Below are 16,895 nucleotides of genomic sequence, written 5' to 3'. Positions count from 1 at the left end.
GAGACGTCCATGACCAGTTACTCGCAGGCGCAGTACGGATCGATCGCGGTGTCCTACACGGCGGAACTCGACGGTGGCGGCAATACCTTCGGGCGCGCCTACGTTCCCTTCGTCGAGGAGCACTTCGGACGGGTGGAGAACCTCTTCGAGTGGTGCGCGGGGCCGGGATTCATCGGCTTCTCGCTACTGGCCGCCGGTTGCTGCGACGCTCTGCACCTCGGTGACGTGAACCCGGCGGCCCGAGCCGCGGTGGAACGGACAGCGCGTGAGAACGATCTCGCGGACCGGGTCCGCTTCCACCTGTCCGCCGGGTTCTCCGGGGTGCCGGCGGACAGCCGCTGGGACTTGATGGTCGGCAACCCTCCGCACGTCAACGCGGCGGCACCGGCCTCGGAGTATCAGCACGCTCATTCACCCCTGATCTGGCAGGACGAGGACTGGGGGATCCACCGCAACTTCTACGCAGATGCTCCTCGTTTCCTGCGTCCCGGCGGGTCCGTCGTGATCCAGGAGAACCACCGGTTCTCCACTCCGGGAGACTTCACTCCGATGGTCAAGGAATCCGGTCTCGAGATTGTGGGCGCCTTCGAGTGCGGGCCCGGGTTCGAGGACTACTACTTCCTGTGGTCCAGGCTGCCGGAGCACGCCGGATGAGCCTTGCTGAACGGTTCCTCGAACAGTTCCTGCGCACCCGGCGATTCCAGCTGGGCGTGCCGACGTCCTTCACGGTGTCGCCGGACGGGGGCAAGGTCCTCTTCCTGCGCTCCCGGAGTGGCACCGACCCCGTCTCCTGCTTGTGGCGGCTGTCCGCGACGACCGGCGGGGAGTCTCTGCTCGCCGATCCCTCCGCGGTCTTCCCGTCCGACGACGGCGAAGCCCTCACGGCCGAGGAGTGGATGCGCGAGCGCACGCGCCAGCGCTCCCGAGGCATCACCTCCTTCGCCACCGACGCGGCGGTGACCTCAGCAGTGTTCTCCGTCAACGGCAGGATCGGCACGGTCCGAGTCGACTCGGGGCGCACCCGCTTCCTCGACGGCCTTCCACCCGCGTTCGACCCGAGGCTGTCGCCCGACGGGACCCGGATCGCCTACATCGACAACGGGGCGCTCCGTATGGTCCGCGCCGACGGTTCCGGCGACATGCTCCTCGTCGCCCCCGAGAACCGGGACGTCGCCTACGGCGTGGCGGAGCACGTGGCCGCCGAGTCGATGGAGCGAACGCGGGGCTTCTGGTGGTCGCCGGACAGCGAAAGTCTGCTGGTCGCGCGCGTCGATACGGCCGCGGTGCAGCGCTGGTACCTCGCCGATCCAACGCAACCCGCCGTGCCGCCACGGGAGATCGCCTATCCGGCGGCCGGGACGACGAACGCCGATGTCTCCCTGTGGTTCGTCGGACCAGGCGGTGCCCTCGTTCCCGTGCGGTGGGACCGCGAGGAATTCGAGTACGTCGTGAACGTCGAATGGTCGGCGGGCGAGCCGCTCGTCGTCGTCCAAGACCGCAGCCAGCGCCGGATGCGCGTGCTGGCAGTGGATCCCGCCTCCGGCAGTGCTCGGGTGCTGCACGAGGAATCCGACTCCTGCTGGGTCCCAGTGGTGAGGGGAATCCCATCGCGGACCCCTTCCGGACAGCTCATCTGGGTAGGCGACCGCGAGGGCAGCCGTCGGCTGCTGATCGACGGGGACGTCGTGACACCGACCGGACTCCAGGTACGGGAAGTGGTCGGCACCGACGGAGCGACGGTCTTCTTCCGCGCGTCCCGCGAGCCGACCCAGACTCAACTGTGGAGCTGGAACCCTGACAGAGGGGCCCGGCGCGAGACCCGAGCAGCCGGGGTCTGGAACGGCGCCGCCGGTGGCGGCACGCTGGTGGTCCACGGCCGCACCATGGACCGCGCCGGCTGGACAGCCACCGTGCGCGATCGTTCCGGCCACGAACGGGACATCCGCTCCCTGGCGGAACGACCGGTTCTTACCCCGAACGTCCGGCTGCTGACCGTCGGCGAGCGCGAGTTGCGCGTCGCTGTCGTGCTGCCGACCGAGGCGGACAGCACCACCGCGTTCCCTGTCCTCATGGACCCGTACGGCGGCCCCTATCTCCAGCGCGTCACCGAGGAGTTCGACGCGTACCTGCTGCCCCAGTGGCTGGCGGAACAAGGGTTCGCCGTCGTCATCGTGGACGGCCGCGGCACCCCGGGGCGCGGCCCTGCCTGGGAGCGGACCATCCACCGGGACATCGCCTCACCCGTCCTCCAGGACCAGGTCGACGGGCTCCGCGGTGCGGCCGCCGCCCTGCCGTGCCTCGACCTGAACCGGGTGGCAATCCGCGGCTGGTCCTTCGGCGGATACCTGGCGGCGCTGGCTGTGCTGCGCCGCCCCGACGTGTTCCACGCAGCCGTGGCGGGCGCCCCGGTCACAGATCAGGCTCTCTACGACACGCACTGGCGCGAGCGACACCTCGGACACCCGGCCGACCATCCCGACTCCTACGCGCGGTCGTCCCTGATCAACGACGCGCCGAAGCTGACCCGGCCACTCATGCTCATACACGGGACGACCGACGACAACGTGGTCAGTGCCCACACCTACCGCCTATCGGAAGCGCTCTTGCGGGCCGGCCGGCCCCACACCGTCCTGCCCCTGCCCGGCACCTCGCACATGGTCGAGGATCCGGACGTGCAACGGAACCTCCTACGGCTCCAGGTTCAGTTCCTCAAGGACGCGCTGTTCCGGGACAACACCATGACGAGAAAGGTGAACTGAATGACGACCCCAGCCGTCGCGGTCGATGCCGTCTCAGCCATGACCAGGGAACTTACCGGGAACGCTTTCGGCCCCTTCTTCGCGACACCGTGCGGAATCCTCGCCCCCCTGCTGACCGAACTCGAGTCGCGGGGCGACCTCGTCACGGTATCGAGGGAGGACAACGCCGTCGGCCTCGCGGCAGGTTCGGCACTCGCCGGACGAATGCCGGTGGCGTTGATGCAGAATTCCGGACTCGGCCAGTCGGTGAACGCCCTGGCGTCCCTGATCGTCCCGTACCAGATGCCAATCCTCCTCGTCATCAGCCTGCGGGGGACCGGGCTGGACACCACCGCCGAGAACCTCCCCATGGGCAGGGCCACACTTCCTATCCTGGATGCACTCGGCATCGCGCACGAGACCTTCGCCGCAGAGCATGCGGCGGAACAGCTGGCCCGGGCCCGAGACACCCTCACCCACCTGCGCCGACCGGCGGCGCTCCTGATCCGTCCCGACGCCTTCGGCTGGGAGGCCTAGGCACTGTTTCTCGGATCATGTTCGGAGCCAGATGATGAGGGCGGCGAGGGTGATGGTGCCGAGGTAGATGTAGGCGCGTTTCTCGTAGCGGGTGGCGACCGCGCGGAAGCCCTTCAGCCGGTTGATGGCTCGCTCGACGGTGTTGCGTTTCTTGTAGTGCTCGCTGTCGAAGCCGGTGGGCCGGCCGCCTCGGGACCCGCGGTTCTTGCGGTGTCTTTGCTGGTCGAGGCGTTCGGGGATGGTGTGCCGGATTCCGCGTCGTCGCAGGTAGCGGCGGTTCTTTCGGGACGTGTAGGCCTTGTCCGCGAGGACATGGTCGGGTCGGGTGCGGGGCCGGCCCACTCCGGTCCGGGGCACCGATATCTGCTCAAGTATGCGATCGAGTTGGGGGCCGTCACCGTAGTGGCCCGGCGTCAGGACGAGGGCGAGGGGCCGGCACCGTCCATCGGCGGCGAGGTGGATTTTGGTGGTGAAGCCGCCTCGGGAGCGTCCCAGGCATTCGCCGATCTGACCACCTCCGCCAGCCGGACGGCCAGTTTCTGCAACACCGGATCGACCCGGTTCGTCCCCTGCAGACTCCCCTTTTGAGGGATCGCGGTGGGCGGTGTCTTCCTCGCGCCGGCGGCGTGCTGGTGGGCTCGCACCGCTGTCGAGTCCACCGACACGTCCCAGTCGATCTGGCCCACAGCGTCCTCGGCCGCCTGGACGCGAGACAGCAGCATCTTCCATGTTCCATCCGCTGACCAGCGGCGATGCCGCTTATAAGCCGTCTCCCAAGGCCCGAAGCGCTCCGGGAGATCCCGCCACTGCACACCCGTCCGCACCCGATAGAGCACCCCGTTGATCACCCGACGGTGATCACTCCACCGGCCCCCACGCGCACCACCACGAGGCAGGAACGACTCCAGCCGATCCCACTCCGCGTTCGTCAGATCTCCACGACCCATACGGCCAGCCTGACCCCAACATCACACCCGCGTCAGGAGATCCGAGAAACAGTGCCTAGAGCGGTACAACGCGACCGCGTCTGCCTTGAACTCGGCGGGGTAATGCTTCATCCCCACAGGGACTCCGTTCTCCTGGACCATCAAGATCCAAGTGTCTCCGGTGTCCAAAACCCAGGGTCAAGGCCCGACCACGGGAGCGGCGGCTGGACCGAGGCTGAGTGTCCGTCTCCTGCCAACCGCCCCCGTCCTGGTTCCCCAGTCCAGGACGGGGGCGGTTCCGCGCTGGCAGCTTGCTGTCCGGGGGCGTTCGGGGCAGTGGCGGCGTGGCCAGACTGATCCGGTAAGTACCGGATCATAGTGAGGAGTCCTTCATGCGCCTGTCCATCGCCAAGGGCGGGGCCGTCGCCGCCGCGGCGTGCGCCACGCTCGTGCTCGGTACCGCTCCGTCGGGTGCCGCGACGAGTACCCTGCAGCGGGCCACCTGCGAGGCCAACGGCACGCAGTTCTACTTCGTCGCCCCGTTCAGCGGCACCACCTGTTTCAAGGGCCACGGTGACCTCGACTATCCGATGACGCTGCCCATGTGGAAGCCGGGCCCCTGGGGCGCCGGGCCGAACACCGGCTGGTTCAGCTACAACGACGCCAACGGCGTGGAGCAGCGGGTGTACTTCACCAAGGGGCAGGCGGGCGACGCTCCCTACATGTACATCAAACACCTGCACATCGACTGACAGGTCGGCTAAGACGCGACCAACCCGAACGGCGGTGGCCTCGGCAACATCGTCGTTCGGGCTGAGCCGGACCGCGTCCAGCAGCTGGCACCACGAGGTGCGGCCAGTCTCCAGGGCCGCGCCAACGAGTACGGCCAGCCGGGAATGAACTGGTCGCTGGAGCGTCCGTTCAGGCCGTAGACGTGACAGAACAGCCCCTCGGGACTGTACGGGGCGTCCGACCGCGGCCAGTCGGTCATGGCGACCGCCAGGACGAGGCGGTTGTCCGCTGCCTTGGGCTGCGGCAGCATCGCCAGCGCGTTGCCGCAGCCCGGGCACCTCGATGCGCCCGCAGTTCAGCACATGCTTCGATACTCGATGTGAAAGTCGCAGTTTGAGTCAAACCTGTACCCGGGCCACGCAGGCGGACTCGAGGACGAGGCGGAGGATGCGCGCCGCTACCTCGTACCTGAGTCCGGTGGCCGCATCCACGTCCTCGTCGCCCCCGGATGGCTCGAACGAACCTGATCCGCATGGCCATCAGGTCGGCTACACCTGGTCCGTCGACGTGTCACCGTCCTGGTGGGCAGCGCGGTAGCGAGGCCCGGGCGATGCCTTCCTCCTCATCCGCCTGCCGAGCCCCGAGGGGCCGGCTTTCGTCCGCGGACAACAGCCGGGAAGGAGCGGCGTCACTTCCGCCGGACGGGCGCTCGGTGAGTTGCTGCGGGAGGAGGATGAGCATCAGCTCAGGCGCCGTGCACGGCAGGACCGGGTTCGGTGAGTTGGTGACGTGGCGGCGCCTGTGCATCGTGCGTGCTGCACGGAGATGGGAGTCATGGCCCTGCCTATCATGCACATCGAACCAGGCCTGCGACGCCTGGACAGGGCCTGCCAGTTCAGGCGTGCCGGGCTGCTGTAGAGCAGGCTCGATGTCAGCGCCCGCAGCGCAGAACGCCGGGACCTCCTGCGCCGGCCTGTGGGGCCCGCTTCGGACGGAGGAGCGGACAGACCGAGGGGGAGCATGAGGGGGAGAGATCACCCACCCGGCCAGACGGCGTGAGGCAAGGTCGATGAGCTTGACGTTTATGCACCGGTAGCTGGCGAAGGAGTTTCGTTGCCGGTGGCGAGGGTGACTTGGGCGGTCCATGACCAGGGCTCTTGGGGCGGATCCCAGGTCACCTCGACGTCGGTGTCATGGAAGGCGCGCGCGAGTTCCGTCACCATCACCACTGCCGCGGCCCGCGCGTCTTGTGGGTCGGTGTTGATCGGCATGTCCAGGCGCCCGCAGAGCATTCCGCCTTCCATGGTGAGGACACTGGTGCGCCAGCCCTCCGGCGTCGCCAACAGGACGATTCCCTTCGGAATGCCCCAGGCGGGCCGCTTCTTCTTCTCCTTCTTGCGTCTCACCATGCCGCTATCCAACATCGCCGTGTTCACGGCGATGGGTTCGGGTCACCACCGCGCCGCGGTTTGGTTCCTGTCTTGTGGTGTGCTGGGCGCGTGTATGCCTCGCCGGTGGCGAGAACGCGTCCGACGTCGTAGCGGGTGGCTGGCCGCCGGTTCTTCGAGCCGAGCGGGCGGCCGGGACCGGGTCGTGTGGGTTTTGGTGCACCGGCTGGCGTGCCGGGAGGCTGTCGCACAACTGCCGCCCGGCAGCGTTCAAGACCTTGTTCTGGCCTTGTGATCGAAGAGTTTGTTGAGGTTGTGGACCGCACCGAGGAGTTTGATCTCGGTGTCCACGCCGTCGTGGCCGCGGTAGTTCAGCCGACGTCCGAACCTCTGGAAGAGTTGGGCGAACCCGGGCTCGACCAGGGCACCCCGTTGTCTGTACTGCTCCTTGCCCAGTGGTGTGGCGAGGCGGGCTGCCATCTCGTGCTGGCCACCCCGTGGACCTTCGCGTTTCGCCTCGAAGCCTGCCTGGTGGGCCTCACTGGTCACCGAGACAAGGAGTGGAAAGTCAGCGAGTGCCTCGAAGGCTGAGGTCGAGGCATATCCACTGTCGGCGAGCCAGAGCTGGATCGGCTGCTCTATCCCGGCGGCAAGGCAGTTGACCTGCGTCTTGTTCACCATGGGGACGAGGGCGGTCATGTCGGACGGGTTGTCTTGAACCTCGATCGCCAGGAGAAGCTGGCGGCGGGCGCAGGCGATCTGGATGTTGTAGCCCTGGACGAACCCGCCGCGCTTGCAAAGCATCATCCGAGAATCAGGATCGCTGAGCGAGGCCTGAGCAGTTGAGGAAGGAGCCGGCCTCGGGCTGCGGGCCCGCTCAAGCCATGCCTGGGCGTTGACCAGCCGTTTCCGTTGCCGGATCAGTACAGTCTTGTGCTCCATCGGCACCGGTGGCCGGCCGTTGGCCCCGCGAAGCCCCGCCGCCAGGTCCGCACGGGTCCGTTCGGCGTACTTCTCCAGCTTCTTCCTGTGGGCCTCAGATTCTGAGTTCAGTCGCCTCTCCGCCCGAGCCACCATGCGCTCGGCCGCCTCCACCTTGAGCCGAATCTCCCCAGCCGAGGGAAGAGCACGCTCGAAGAGCTTCTGTCTGGCCGCGACCGCCCGGTTGAACCGGTCCAACAAACGCGAAAACCGCGGCCACTCATTCGGCACCACGTCGCTGTCCGAGCCTGTTCCCTTTGACCCCCCGTCCCGGCCCACGTCAGGTTGCAGGGATCCGGCCACCATGTTGTCGATCTCGGCTTCACACTCCGAGATCACACGGTCAATCCGCTGCAGGCGCTGGTTCGAATCACGTGAGGCATTCGCCTCCATCGGAGAGCCGTCCACTGCAACGGCCGCGAGGTTAAGCAGTCCTTTTTGACGACTGCACATCGCCAGGACCTGCACAAACAACAGCTTTAAAGCCTCCCGATGACGTCGGACGAAGCGAGCGAGGGTGGAGTGGTCGACTCTTCGGTTCGCGGTGATGATTCGGCATCCCACGTCATCGAAGCAGGCCTGTTCGATCTTGCGGGAAGAGCGGATTCCCTTGCTGTAGCAGTACAGAAGCAGCGCGATCAGAGCCTGCGGAGGATAGGCCGCTCGTCCCTGACGGTCATCGCGGTAGCTGTCCACGAACTCCGACAAATCAAGGTGATCAACGACGTCGAGCACCTTCCAGCACAGGTGGTCGGGTGGCAGCCACTCCCGCACGTCCTGCGGCATCTCAAGCACACGGTTACGGTCACACAGGAGAAAGTTCCGCCCCACAGATCCAGGCTCAGACGCCCCACAGAAGACCGGAACCGAACATCGGCTCGCACTTGACCACCAGTGGGCGGCAGTTGTGCGACAGCCTCCCCGTCTTCGCGCGCAGGTTCCTGAACCCCCGTCGGACCCGGGCCGGGGTGAGTCTGTTCGGTTCCGCAGGCCTCTCCCACGGCCGTCGCAGATCCCGTGCGAGAGGTCGAGCCAGGCGGAGCTGAGCATGCGCGGCCAGGACGAGCCAGGTCCAGCGGTCAGCTGCCGCCGAGTCCCGCAGCTTCGGCCGGGTCCATCCGAGCGTCTGCTTGAGGAGCCGGAAGGTGTGCTCCACGTCGAAGCGACGGAGGAAGGCCTGCCAGCACCGGTCAACGTCCTTCGGACGGGCGCCGGTGCCCGACCACCACAGCCAGACGGGCTTGTTCACCCCGCCGCTGGGCAGCTTCTCGACCGACAGGCGGATCACGGTGCCCTCGATGACCGGCAGCGGGCCCTCGTGGTCGAGCCACGCGGCCCGACGAGTCAGTCTGGGATGGAGCCGGTCCCAGGCCTGCGCGGTCGCCGTCCCGTACCGGTCGGTGTGGGTGACGGTCACCGCGGTGACCTCGCCCCAGGTCTCGGGCCGGCCGAAGACGAACTCACCTCCGTGCTTGGGCGGGCGGCCGCCCTGCGGCGGGCAGATCCACGGCACCGGAGCGGGCTTGCGCATCACCCGGTCCGAACGGAGCCGACCCAGCACCTCGACGGGCAGGTCGGCGAGGAGGTGGGCGATGCGGGGTGCGTCGTATCCGGCGTCGAGCACAACCAGGACATCCGGGTCGCTCTCCCGCCACTGGCCGGCTTCCATGAGGCGTTCGACTACGTCGCGGACCTGATCGGCGGTGACCGCGGCAACGTCAGCGCCGGGCTCCAGCCGGATCGCATCCAGCAGGGCCGTCCATGAGGTCCGGCCCGTCTCCAGGGCGGCGACGATTGAGTAGGGCCAGCCGGGGACCATTTGGTGCTTGCCCAGGCCACGGCCGAAGGTGTGGCAGAAGGACCGGTCTGAGCTGGTGTCTGCGTCCGGCCGAAGCCACGGGGAGACGTCCACGGCCAACACCAGGCGGCCGTCGCTCGCCCGGGGCAACGGCACGTCCGCCAGAGCGCGACGGAGGCGGGCGACGTCGATCCGGCCCTGGTTGATCCCGGAGTACAAGGCCCCGTGCCCACGTCGGTGTTCCGGCGCAAGCGCCAGATCCACGAGGGTACGGACCGGTCCGTCGGTGCACAGCAGCGCGTCACACAAGTCGAACAGCGCATCCGCCCTCGACGTCAGGCACGCGTACAGCTCCGACCGGAACTCCGACACCTTCGTCAACTCGTCTCGTTGGACGCTGTGCTCGACCAGTCCCACGATCCCGGCCTCCGTGCTGGATCAACCCTGAGCACAGGATCGGGGCCCGGCCTCACGCACGTCCGGTGAACTGGGGAAACCCCGAACAAGTTCGAGCTCAGTTCGACGCCGGTGGATAAACGGCAAGCTGAGGAGTTGCCGAGCGGGCCGCATCGGACTGGGGTGTGGGTCGTGAACCAGAAACAGCGCCGCGACCGGCTCGACGCCGGGCAACTGCACGCACTCGCCGAACTCGGAGTGGACTGGGCGCAGGAGGGGCTGTGTGAAATCCCGAGAACACCACAACCCCCGAGCCGGACCGCGGACTGCTGTTCTCAATCCACCTGCGGGACTCTCATCCAACTTGCGGCACCGCAGCTCAAGACCCCTCCGACACCAGAACCACCCATCACCGACCGCCTCAACGACCCGCAGCATCACAGGTCAAAGAGACAGCCCGTCAACAGCCACACCGCACCATGAACGAGAACGCACAGATCGGCGACGCACCCGACGACGACGGCGAAGAGGCCCGGCTGCTGCTTCGCTTCGCGGCGCCCCGCGACCCCGCGCTCATCGCGAAGTGGATCACTTACGCCGTCTTCGACACCGAACGCCAGGACTGGAACCGCGGCTACGAAGCCGCCTGGCGGTACCGAGGGGACTGTAAAAGGAACGGCTCTGTCTCAGATTCGGTGGTGACGCTGAGTGGCGGAGGTCGTTGTTGTCGGTGTGATGGATGTCAACGAGCTCGTGCAGATGGTGTTTTCGGGGATATCCCCGCTGGTCATCGAGGATGTGGTCGATGACGGCGGGCGGGTCGTGGTGAGGGCGCGGGCTCCGCAGGAGCCCGCGCCCTGCCCGGTGTGCGGGGCACCGTCGGGGCAGGTGCACGGCTATCACTGGCGGAAGGTGGCCGATGTGCCGGTCGACGGCCGACGGGTGGTGCTCCAAGTACGAGTGCGGCGCCTGGTGTGTCCCACGCGCGGGTGCCTCCAGACCTTCCGTGAGCAGGTGCCAGGGGTGTTAGAGCGCTATCAGAGGCGCACTACCCGTCTGACCAGGCAGGTCAAGGCGGTGGTGAAGGAGTTAGCGGGCCGGGCGGGAGTCCGATTGCTGGCGGTACTCGCCATGGGTCTGTCCCGTCACACGGCCCTTCGTGTCCTGCTTGGCATCCCCCTGCCGGTCGGGCAGGTGCCGCGAGTGATCGGGGTGGACGACTTCGCTCTGCGACGACGGCACCGCTATGCCACCGTGGTGATCGACGCCGAGACCCATGAACGGATCGATGTCCTGCCCGACCGCACCGCCGGCACGCTGGAAGCGTGGCTGCGTGCCCATCCGGGGGTCGAGGTCGTGTGCCGTGACGGATCGACTACCTACGCGGAAGCCATCCGCCGGGCCCTGCCGGACGCCGTGCAGGTCAGTGACCGCTGGCATGTGTGGCACAACCTGTGCGTGCGCCACGAGGCGCTACGAATTCGTGTGGAGATGAAAGGGCTCCACCGCCGATCTGTCGCAGCGGATTGGCAGAAGCTGGAGGCAGCCTGACCTGGGAACCGACAGGAAGGGCGGTAAGCAGCCTCGACAACGCCGGGACGGATCGGCACTGCCAGACGATTCGGGTTCGGCTAGCAAGGTCAGAAGGCGTAACGCAAGTGAATCAGTGTCCGAAGCCCCGTAACAGTGCCTCCCAGCTCCAACCTGGTGGATATGGGCTGGGTTTGCAGTGCGTGGCCCGATCTCATTGGGCAGGGCCAACTCCAATACCGTCTGCATGGGCCGGTTGGAGACCACGTTGAAAGCCTGCGGCGTAGGCGTGGTGATGCTGCCGGGGTACAGCTGGACGCCGACCTGACCGAACGATTCGTAGTGAACGTGGGAACCACCCGCGGTTGCCCTCCCGCCGGACATCCAGTCCGGTGACGGGCAGGCCCGGTGTCGGCCGACGGCCGTCGGGTGGGGCGGAGGGCCCGTAGTAGTCCGAGCGCGCGAGAGGCGCGTACACGGCGAAGGGGCCCAGCAACTCAGCAGTAAGGAGATTGGAATGCCAGGAGGACGTTGGTGAATACCGACGAGCTGGAGTGGGTCTTGATGAAGGCCGAACGCCGGGTACTGGAGATCCAGACCAAGCTGCACCGTTGGGCCGTGGATGATCCTCATCGGCGGTTCTGCGACCTGTTCAACCTCGTAACCGACCCCGCCTTCCTGCTCATCGCATGGGATCGGGTTCGGAGCAACAAGGGTGCCAAGACTGCCGGGGTGGACGGCCGTACGGTCTCGTCCATCACGCTGGGGCTGGGCGTCGAGGAATTCCTCGACATTCTGCGAACCTCACTGAAGGAGCGTAGTTTCCAGCCATTGCCGGCGCGGGAGCGACTGATCCCGAAACCGGGGACGGCCAAGCGCCGCCGCCTGGGGATCAGCACAATCCGCGACCGGGTGGTGCAGGCATCCATGAAGCTGGTGCTGGAGCCGATCTTTGAGGCGGATTTCCTCCCGTGCTCCTACGGGTTCCGTCCCAACCATCGGGTCCATGACGCGGTGGCCGAGGTGCGACACCTGACGTCCCACTCCTATGAGTGGATCGTGGAGGGTGACATCCGGTCCTGCTTCGACGAGATCTCACACCCGGACCTGCTTGATCGGGTTCGAAATCGAATCGGAGACAGACGCGTCCTGGCGCTGGTGAAGGCGTTCTTGAAGGCTGGCATCTTCACAGAGGAAGGCGAGTTGAAGGAGAGCTACACCGGCACTCCGCAGGGTTCGATCTTGTCGCCGTTGCTCAGCAACATTGCCCTCGCAGTCCTGGACGAGCATTTCGCCCGGACGCCGGGAGGCCCCGTATCTACCCATGGCGAGCGGCGCAAGCGCCGACGCCACGGTCTGCCCAACTACCGGCTGGTCCGGTACGCGGACGACTGGGTGCTCGCTGTGGCGGGCACGAGGGACGATGCCCAGGGCCTCCGGGAAGAGGCTGCCCAGGTACTGGTCCAGATGGGCCTGCACCTGTCGGAGGAGAAGACCCTGATCACCCATATCGACGAGGGAATGACCTTCTTGGGCTGGCACATCCAGCGCCACCGCAAGAGGGGAACCGACCGGTTCTACGTCTACACCTACCCGTCCAGGAAGGCGCTTCGCGCCGTCATGGCGAAGGTCAAGACGCTGTGTCGGCAGGTCAGTGCGAACGAACCGCTGGACGAGCTCCTGCGCCGGATTAATCCGGTCTTGCGGGGCTGGTCTGCGTTCTTCCGCCCGGGGGTGTCGAGCGCGACCTTCCAGTACCTGAGCGCGTATGCGTGGCGCCGGGTGATCGGATGGATTCGTCGCAAGCACGACCGGATCACGTGGAAGGAACTCCGGCGCCGCTACTGCGACGGCGGATGGTGGCCAAGAGGGCAGGAGCGAGAGCTGTTCCAGACCGGGACGGTGCGTACGACCCGGTATCGCTATCGCGGATCAGTGATTCCCTCACCCTGGCCACTCGCATCAGCATGAGGGCCTAAATCTACGGCTCTGTACGGGAGTTGTGGAGAGCCCGTTGCGAGGACGACTCGCACGGCGGGTTCGGGAGGCGGTCCGGGGAGACGGGCTGGTCGAAAGGCCAGTACCGCGCCCTGGGCCGACCTTACGTGCGCCACGAGGCGCTACGAATTCGTGTGGAGATGAAAGGGCTCCACCGCCGATCTGTCGCAGCGGATTGGCAGAAGCTGGAGGCAGCCTGACCTGGGAACCGACAGGAAGGGCGGTAAGCAGCCTCGACAACGCCGGGACGGATCGGCACTGCCAGACGATTCGGGTTCGGCTAGCAAGGTCAGAAGGCGTAACGCAAGTGAATCAGTGTCCGAAGCCCCGTAACAGTGCCTCCCAGCTCCAACCTGGTGGATATGGGCTGGGTTTGCAGTGCGTGGCCCGATCTCATTGGGCAGGGCCAACTCCAATACCGTCTGCATGGGCCGGTTGGAGACCACGTTGAAAGCCTGCGGCGTAGGCGTGGTGATGCTGCCGGGGTACAGCTGGACGCCGACCTGACCGAACGATTCGTAGTGAACGTGGGAACCACCCGCGGTTGCCCTCCCGCCGGACATCCAGTCCGGTGACGGGCAGGCCCGGTGTCGGCCGACGGCCGTCGGGTGGGGCGGAGGGCCCGTAGTAGTCCGAGCGCGCGAGAGGCGCGTACACGGCGAAGGGGCCCAGCAACTCAGCAGTAAGGAGATTGGAATGCCAGGAGGACGTTGGTGAATACCGACGAGCTGGAGTGGGTCTTGATGAAGGCCGAACGCCGGGTACTGGAGATCCAGACCAAGCTGCACCGTTGGGCCGTGGATGATCCTCATCGGCGGTTCTGCGACCTGTTCAACCTCGTAACCGACCCCGCCTTCCTGCTCATCGCATGGGATCGGGTTCGGAGCAACAAGGGTGCCAAGACTGCCGGGGTGGACGGCCGTACGGTCTCGTCCATCACGCTGGGGCTGGGCGTCGAGGAATTCCTCGACATTCTGCGAACCTCACTGAAGGAGCGTAGTTTCCAGCCATTGCCGGCGCGGGAGCGACTGATCCCGAAACCGGGGACGGCCAAGCGCCGCCGCCTGGGGATCAGCACAATCCGCGACCGGGTGGTGCAGGCATCCATGAAGCTGGTGCTGGAGCCGATCTTTGAGGCGGATTTCCTCCCGTGCTCCTACGGGTTCCGTCCCAACCATCGGGTCCATGACGCGGTGGCCGAGGTGCGACACCTGACGTCCCACTCCTATGAGTGGATCGTGGAGGGTGACATCCGGTCCTGCTTCGACGAGATCTCACACCCGGACCTGCTTGATCGGGTTCGAAATCGAATCGGAGACAGACGCGTCCTGGCGCTGGTGAAGGCGTTCTTGAAGGCTGGCATCTTCACAGAGGAAGGCGAGTTGAAGGAGAGCTACACCGGCACTCCGCAGGGTTCGATCTTGTCGCCGTTGCTCAGCAACATTGCCCTCGCAGTCCTGGACGAGCATTTCGCCCGGACGCCGGGAGGCCCCGTATCTACCCATGGCGAGCGGCGCAAGCGCCGACGCCACGGTCTGCCCAACTACCGGCTGGTCCGGTACGCGGACGACTGGGTGCTCGCTGTGGCGGGCACGAGGGACGATGCCCAGGGCCTCCGGGAAGAGGCTGCCCAGGTACTGGTCCAGATGGGCCTGCACCTGTCGGAGGAGAAGACCCTGATCACCCATATCGACGAGGGAATGACCTTCTTGGGCTGGCACATCCAGCGCCACCGCAAGAGGGGAACCGACCGGTTCTACGTCTACACCTACCCGTCCAGGAAGGCGCTTCGCGCCGTCATGGCGAAGGTCAAGACGCTGTGTCGGCAGGTCAGTGCGAACGAACCGCTGGACGAGCTCCTGCGCCGGATTAATCCGGTCTTGCGGGGCTGGTCTGCGTTCTTCCGCCCGGGGGTGTCGAGCGCGACCTTCCAGTACCTGAGCGCGTATGCGTGGCGCCGGGTGATCGGATGGATTCGTCGCAAGCACGACCGGATCACGTGGAAGGAACTCCGGCGCCGCTACTGCGACGGCGGATGGTGGCCAAGAGGGCAGGAGCGAGAGCTGTTCCAGACCGGGACGGTGCGTACGACCCGGTATCGCTATCGCGGATCAGTGATTCCCTCACCCTGGCCACTCGCATCAGCATGAGGGCCTAAATCTACGGCTCTGTACGGGAGTTGTGGAGAGCCCGTTGCGAGGACGACTCGCACGGCGGGTTCGGGAGGCGGTCCGGGGAGACGGGCTGGTCGAAAGGCCAGTACCGCGCCCTGGGCCGACCTTACGAAGCCGCCCTGGACGAGGTGAAGGCACACAGCAACTGCTGGGCCACCGTGCTCGACGCCCCTCTCTATGACGGGCCCCGAGCCAAGACCACGCTGGAACGTTGGCACCAAGTCCACGACCTACTCAACCAGGGCGTGGGCCTCCTCGAATGCGCCCGCCGCCTCCAACTGGCCCTGAACACCGTCAAACGCTATGCCCGCGCCGACCGGCCGGAGCGGATGCTCCGCGTCCCCAAATACCGGTCCAGCCTCGTCGATCCCCACCGCGAGCACCTGCGCAGACGCCGGGCTGACGACCCTGCTGTTCCCGTCCAGCACCTCTTCGAAGAGATCAAGGCCCTAGGGTTCACAGGCTGCCTCAACCTCCTGCACAAGTACATCAACCAAGGTCGCGCGGACGCCGACCGCAGCCACATCTCCCCGCGCAGGCTCGCCCGGATGCTCCTGACCAGGCCCGAGAGCCTTAAGGCAGGACATCGCGACCTCCTGGACCAGCTGACCGCTGCCTGCCCCGAGATGACCCACCTGTCCGCTGCCATCCGGACTTTCGCCCCGCTTCTGAAGCCTCGGCCCGAGAACGCCGACGCGCTCGGACTCTGGATCGCCCAGGTCCGTACTGCCGACCTGCCGCACCTGCACGCCTTCAGTCGCGGCCTCGAGCGAGACCGCGACGCTGTGATCGCCGCGGTCACACTTCCGTACAGCAACGGCCCGACCGAGGGGATCAACACCAAGACCAAGCGGATGGCCCGCCAGATGCACGGACGAGCAGGCTTCACCCTGCTCCGTCACCGCATCCTTCTCGGATAACACCACCCTCCGTCACCACCGAATGTGAGACAGAGCCGTTTACTGGACAGACCCGATTCCGACTGTTCCGCCGAAGAACTTCTCCGTCTTGAGTCAGTGCCGGCAGAACGGGCTGCGAAGTGACTCGCCGCCCCTGCCCTTGAAGGAGCACCACAAGATCCCCGACAGAGCCGAATAACGAGAACGTTCACAACCTGTGAGGCTGTGGGTCTATGAGGCGGTCCGTGATGGGTTGTTTCCGGTGTCGGAGGGGTCTTGACCTGCGGTCCCGCAAGTTGGATGAGAGTCCCGCAAATGTATTGAGAATTGCGGTGGGCGTTTGGGGCTGTCTGCGGGCAGTCCCGGCATCCGGTCCGAGTGTCCGCAGACCACGGCCGGTCTGCCCCGGCCGTCGTTGGCGCGGACTATGGCGGACCGGGAGCCGGTCGATGCGGCTGTTGAAGGCGATCGACGAAGCCGCTGACGACGGCCTCGGGCGGGGCGGGGAGCTGTCGGAGTTCGAGTGGATCGTCCTCTACGGCGTCGCCGAACTCCCCGGCCAGGAGTACCCGCCGCCCGGCCACGAATACCCGCGTGTGTGAACCGGACGGCTGATCGGGGCTGCCTGTCTGCAGCTGTGCGTCGATGCAGGTGTCGAGGACGTACCGCGGCTCGGGCGGGGGGCGTCCTGTCTGCCGGGTGACCGGCTGTTGCGGGGTGGGGTGCTGGTAGAGGCTTTCGCCGGTTCACCCGCCTCGTGGAGGGTTGTTCGGGGGCGGGTGATGGTCCGGGATGCAT

10 protein-coding genes and 6 pseudogenes are annotated in these 16,895 nt (G+C 66.5%); 10 read left to right on the top strand and 6 right to left on the bottom strand.

From position 1 onward, the window contains the following. The first annotated feature begins 9 nt into the window (after positions 1–9). The 4 genes and pseudogenes from OHS33_RS00110 to OHS33_RS00100 all read left to right on the top strand — a co-directional run bounded on the left by OHS33_RS00110 (position 10) and on the right by OHS33_RS00100 (position 3,275). Complete coding sequence (locus OHS33_RS00110; protein WP_330328290.1) at positions 10–654, top strand: methyltransferase; 645 nt, start codon at positions 10–12, stop codon at positions 652–654. Next, a pseudogene (locus OHS33_RS39735) lies at positions 651–1,778 on the top strand (DPP IV N-terminal domain-containing protein); the annotation flags it as partial. The gene OHS33_RS00110 and the pseudogene OHS33_RS39735, both read left to right, overlap by 4 nt. A gap of 288 nt (positions 1,779–2,066) precedes the next feature. Further along, a pseudogene (locus tag OHS33_RS39730) lies at positions 2,067–2,759 on the top strand (alpha/beta hydrolase family protein); the annotation flags it as partial. Further along, complete coding sequence (locus OHS33_RS00100; RefSeq protein ID WP_330328288.1) at positions 2,760–3,275, top strand: hypothetical protein; 516 nt, start codon at positions 2,760–2,762, stop codon at positions 3,273–3,275. A gap of 15 nt (positions 3,276–3,290) precedes the next feature. Here OHS33_RS00100 and OHS33_RS00095 read toward each other — a convergent pair. After that, positions 3,291–4,222, bottom strand: a protein-coding gene (locus tag OHS33_RS00095) for an IS5 family transposase (RefSeq protein ID WP_443065168.1) whose coding sequence is annotated in 2 segments (ribosomal slippage) — positions 3,291–3,872 and positions 3,875–4,222 — 930 coding nt in all. Because the reading frame shifts where the segments join, the coding sequence is not laid out codon by codon here. Positions 4,223–4,593: 371 nt separating this feature from the next. Between OHS33_RS00095 and OHS33_RS00090 the strand changes: the two genes are divergently transcribed. Then, on the top strand, positions 4,594–4,953 hold the full coding sequence (locus tag OHS33_RS00090) for a hypothetical protein (protein ID WP_330335344.1): 360 nt from the start codon (positions 4,594–4,596) through the stop codon (positions 4,951–4,953). Here OHS33_RS00090 and OHS33_RS00085 read toward each other — a convergent pair. The 5 genes and pseudogenes from OHS33_RS00085 to OHS33_RS00065 all read right to left on the bottom strand — a co-directional run. Next, positions 4,954–5,322: pseudogene (locus tag OHS33_RS00085) on the bottom strand (transposase); the annotation flags it as partial. Between the two features lie 693 nt (positions 5,323–6,015). Beyond that, a complete protein-coding gene (locus OHS33_RS00080; RefSeq protein WP_330328287.1) occupies positions 6,016–6,369 on the bottom strand; it encodes a hypothetical protein in 354 nt (117 codons plus the stop codon). Then, positions 6,366–6,551, bottom strand: a pseudogene (locus OHS33_RS00075) (NF041680 family putative transposase); the annotation flags it as partial. The pseudogene OHS33_RS00075 and the gene OHS33_RS00080, both read right to left, overlap by 4 nt. 40 nt (positions 6,552–6,591) lie before the next feature. Further along, complete coding sequence (locus tag OHS33_RS00070) at positions 6,592–8,088, bottom strand: transposase (RefSeq protein WP_330334846.1); 1,497 nt, start codon at positions 8,086–8,088, stop codon at positions 6,592–6,594. A gap of 121 nt (positions 8,089–8,209) precedes the next feature. Next, a pseudogene (locus OHS33_RS00065) lies at positions 8,210–9,517 on the bottom strand (NF041680 family putative transposase); the annotation flags it as partial. Between the two features lie 714 nt (positions 9,518–10,231). Between OHS33_RS00065 and OHS33_RS00060 the strand changes: the two are divergent. From OHS33_RS00060 to OHS33_RS00040, 5 genes and pseudogenes are all read left to right on the top strand, one after another. Beyond that, positions 10,232–11,047, top strand: a complete 816-nt coding sequence (locus tag OHS33_RS00060; RefSeq protein ID WP_443065397.1) for an ISL3 family transposase — start codon at positions 10,232–10,234, stop codon at positions 11,045–11,047. Positions 11,048–11,560: 513 nt separating this feature from the next. Continuing rightward, positions 11,561–12,997, top strand: coding sequence for a group II intron reverse transcriptase/maturase (gene ltrA / locus OHS33_RS00055; RefSeq protein ID WP_330328286.1), 1,437 nt, complete (start codon positions 11,561–11,563; stop codon positions 12,995–12,997). Positions 12,998–13,737: 740 nt separating this feature from the next. Continuing rightward, entirely contained in the window at positions 13,738–15,174 is a 1,437-nt protein-coding gene (gene ltrA / locus OHS33_RS00050) for a group II intron reverse transcriptase/maturase (RefSeq protein WP_330328286.1), read from the top strand. Positions 15,175–15,308: 134 nt separating this feature from the next. Further along, positions 15,309–16,118 (top strand): annotated as a pseudogene (locus OHS33_RS00045) (transposase); the annotation flags it as partial. A 428-nt stretch (positions 16,119–16,546) separates the two neighbouring features. Continuing rightward, a complete protein-coding gene (locus OHS33_RS00040) occupies positions 16,547–16,699 on the top strand; it encodes a hypothetical protein (RefSeq protein WP_330328285.1) in 153 nt (50 codons plus the stop codon). Positions 16,700–16,895 lie beyond the last annotated feature (196 nt).

It is taken from the genome of Streptomyces sp. NBC_00536 (assembly GCF_036346295.1).
Classification (GTDB): domain Bacteria; phylum Actinomycetota; class Actinomycetes; order Streptomycetales; family Streptomycetaceae; genus Streptomyces.
The sequence above is the reverse complement of the archived record's forward strand: the minus strand, read 5'-3'. Positions and strand labels throughout refer to the sequence as shown.

What these genes read in the sequence shown, in the direction of transcription:
- OHS33_RS00090 (WP_330335344.1), top strand. Translation starts at nt 4,594, where the DNA reads ATGCGCCTGTCCATCGCCAAGGGCGGGGCCGTCGCCGCCGCGGCGTGC.
- OHS33_RS00040 (WP_330328285.1), top strand. Translation starts at nt 16,547, where the DNA reads ATGCGGCTGTTGAAGGCGATCGACGAAGCCGCTGACGACGGCCTCGGG.
- OHS33_RS00100 (WP_330328288.1), top strand. Translation starts at nt 2,760, where the DNA reads ATGACGACCCCAGCCGTCGCGGTCGATGCCGTCTCAGCCATGACCAGG.
- OHS33_RS00110 (WP_330328290.1), top strand. Translation starts at nt 10, where the DNA reads ATGACCAGTTACTCGCAGGCGCAGTACGGATCGATCGCGGTGTCCTAC.
- OHS33_RS00060 (WP_443065397.1), top strand. Translation starts at nt 10,232, where the DNA reads ATGGATGTCAACGAGCTCGTGCAGATGGTGTTTTCGGGGATATCCCCG.
- OHS33_RS00070 (WP_330334846.1), bottom strand. Translation starts at nt 8,088, where the DNA reads ATGCCGCAGGACGTGCGGGAGTGGCTGCCACCCGACCACCTGTGCTGG.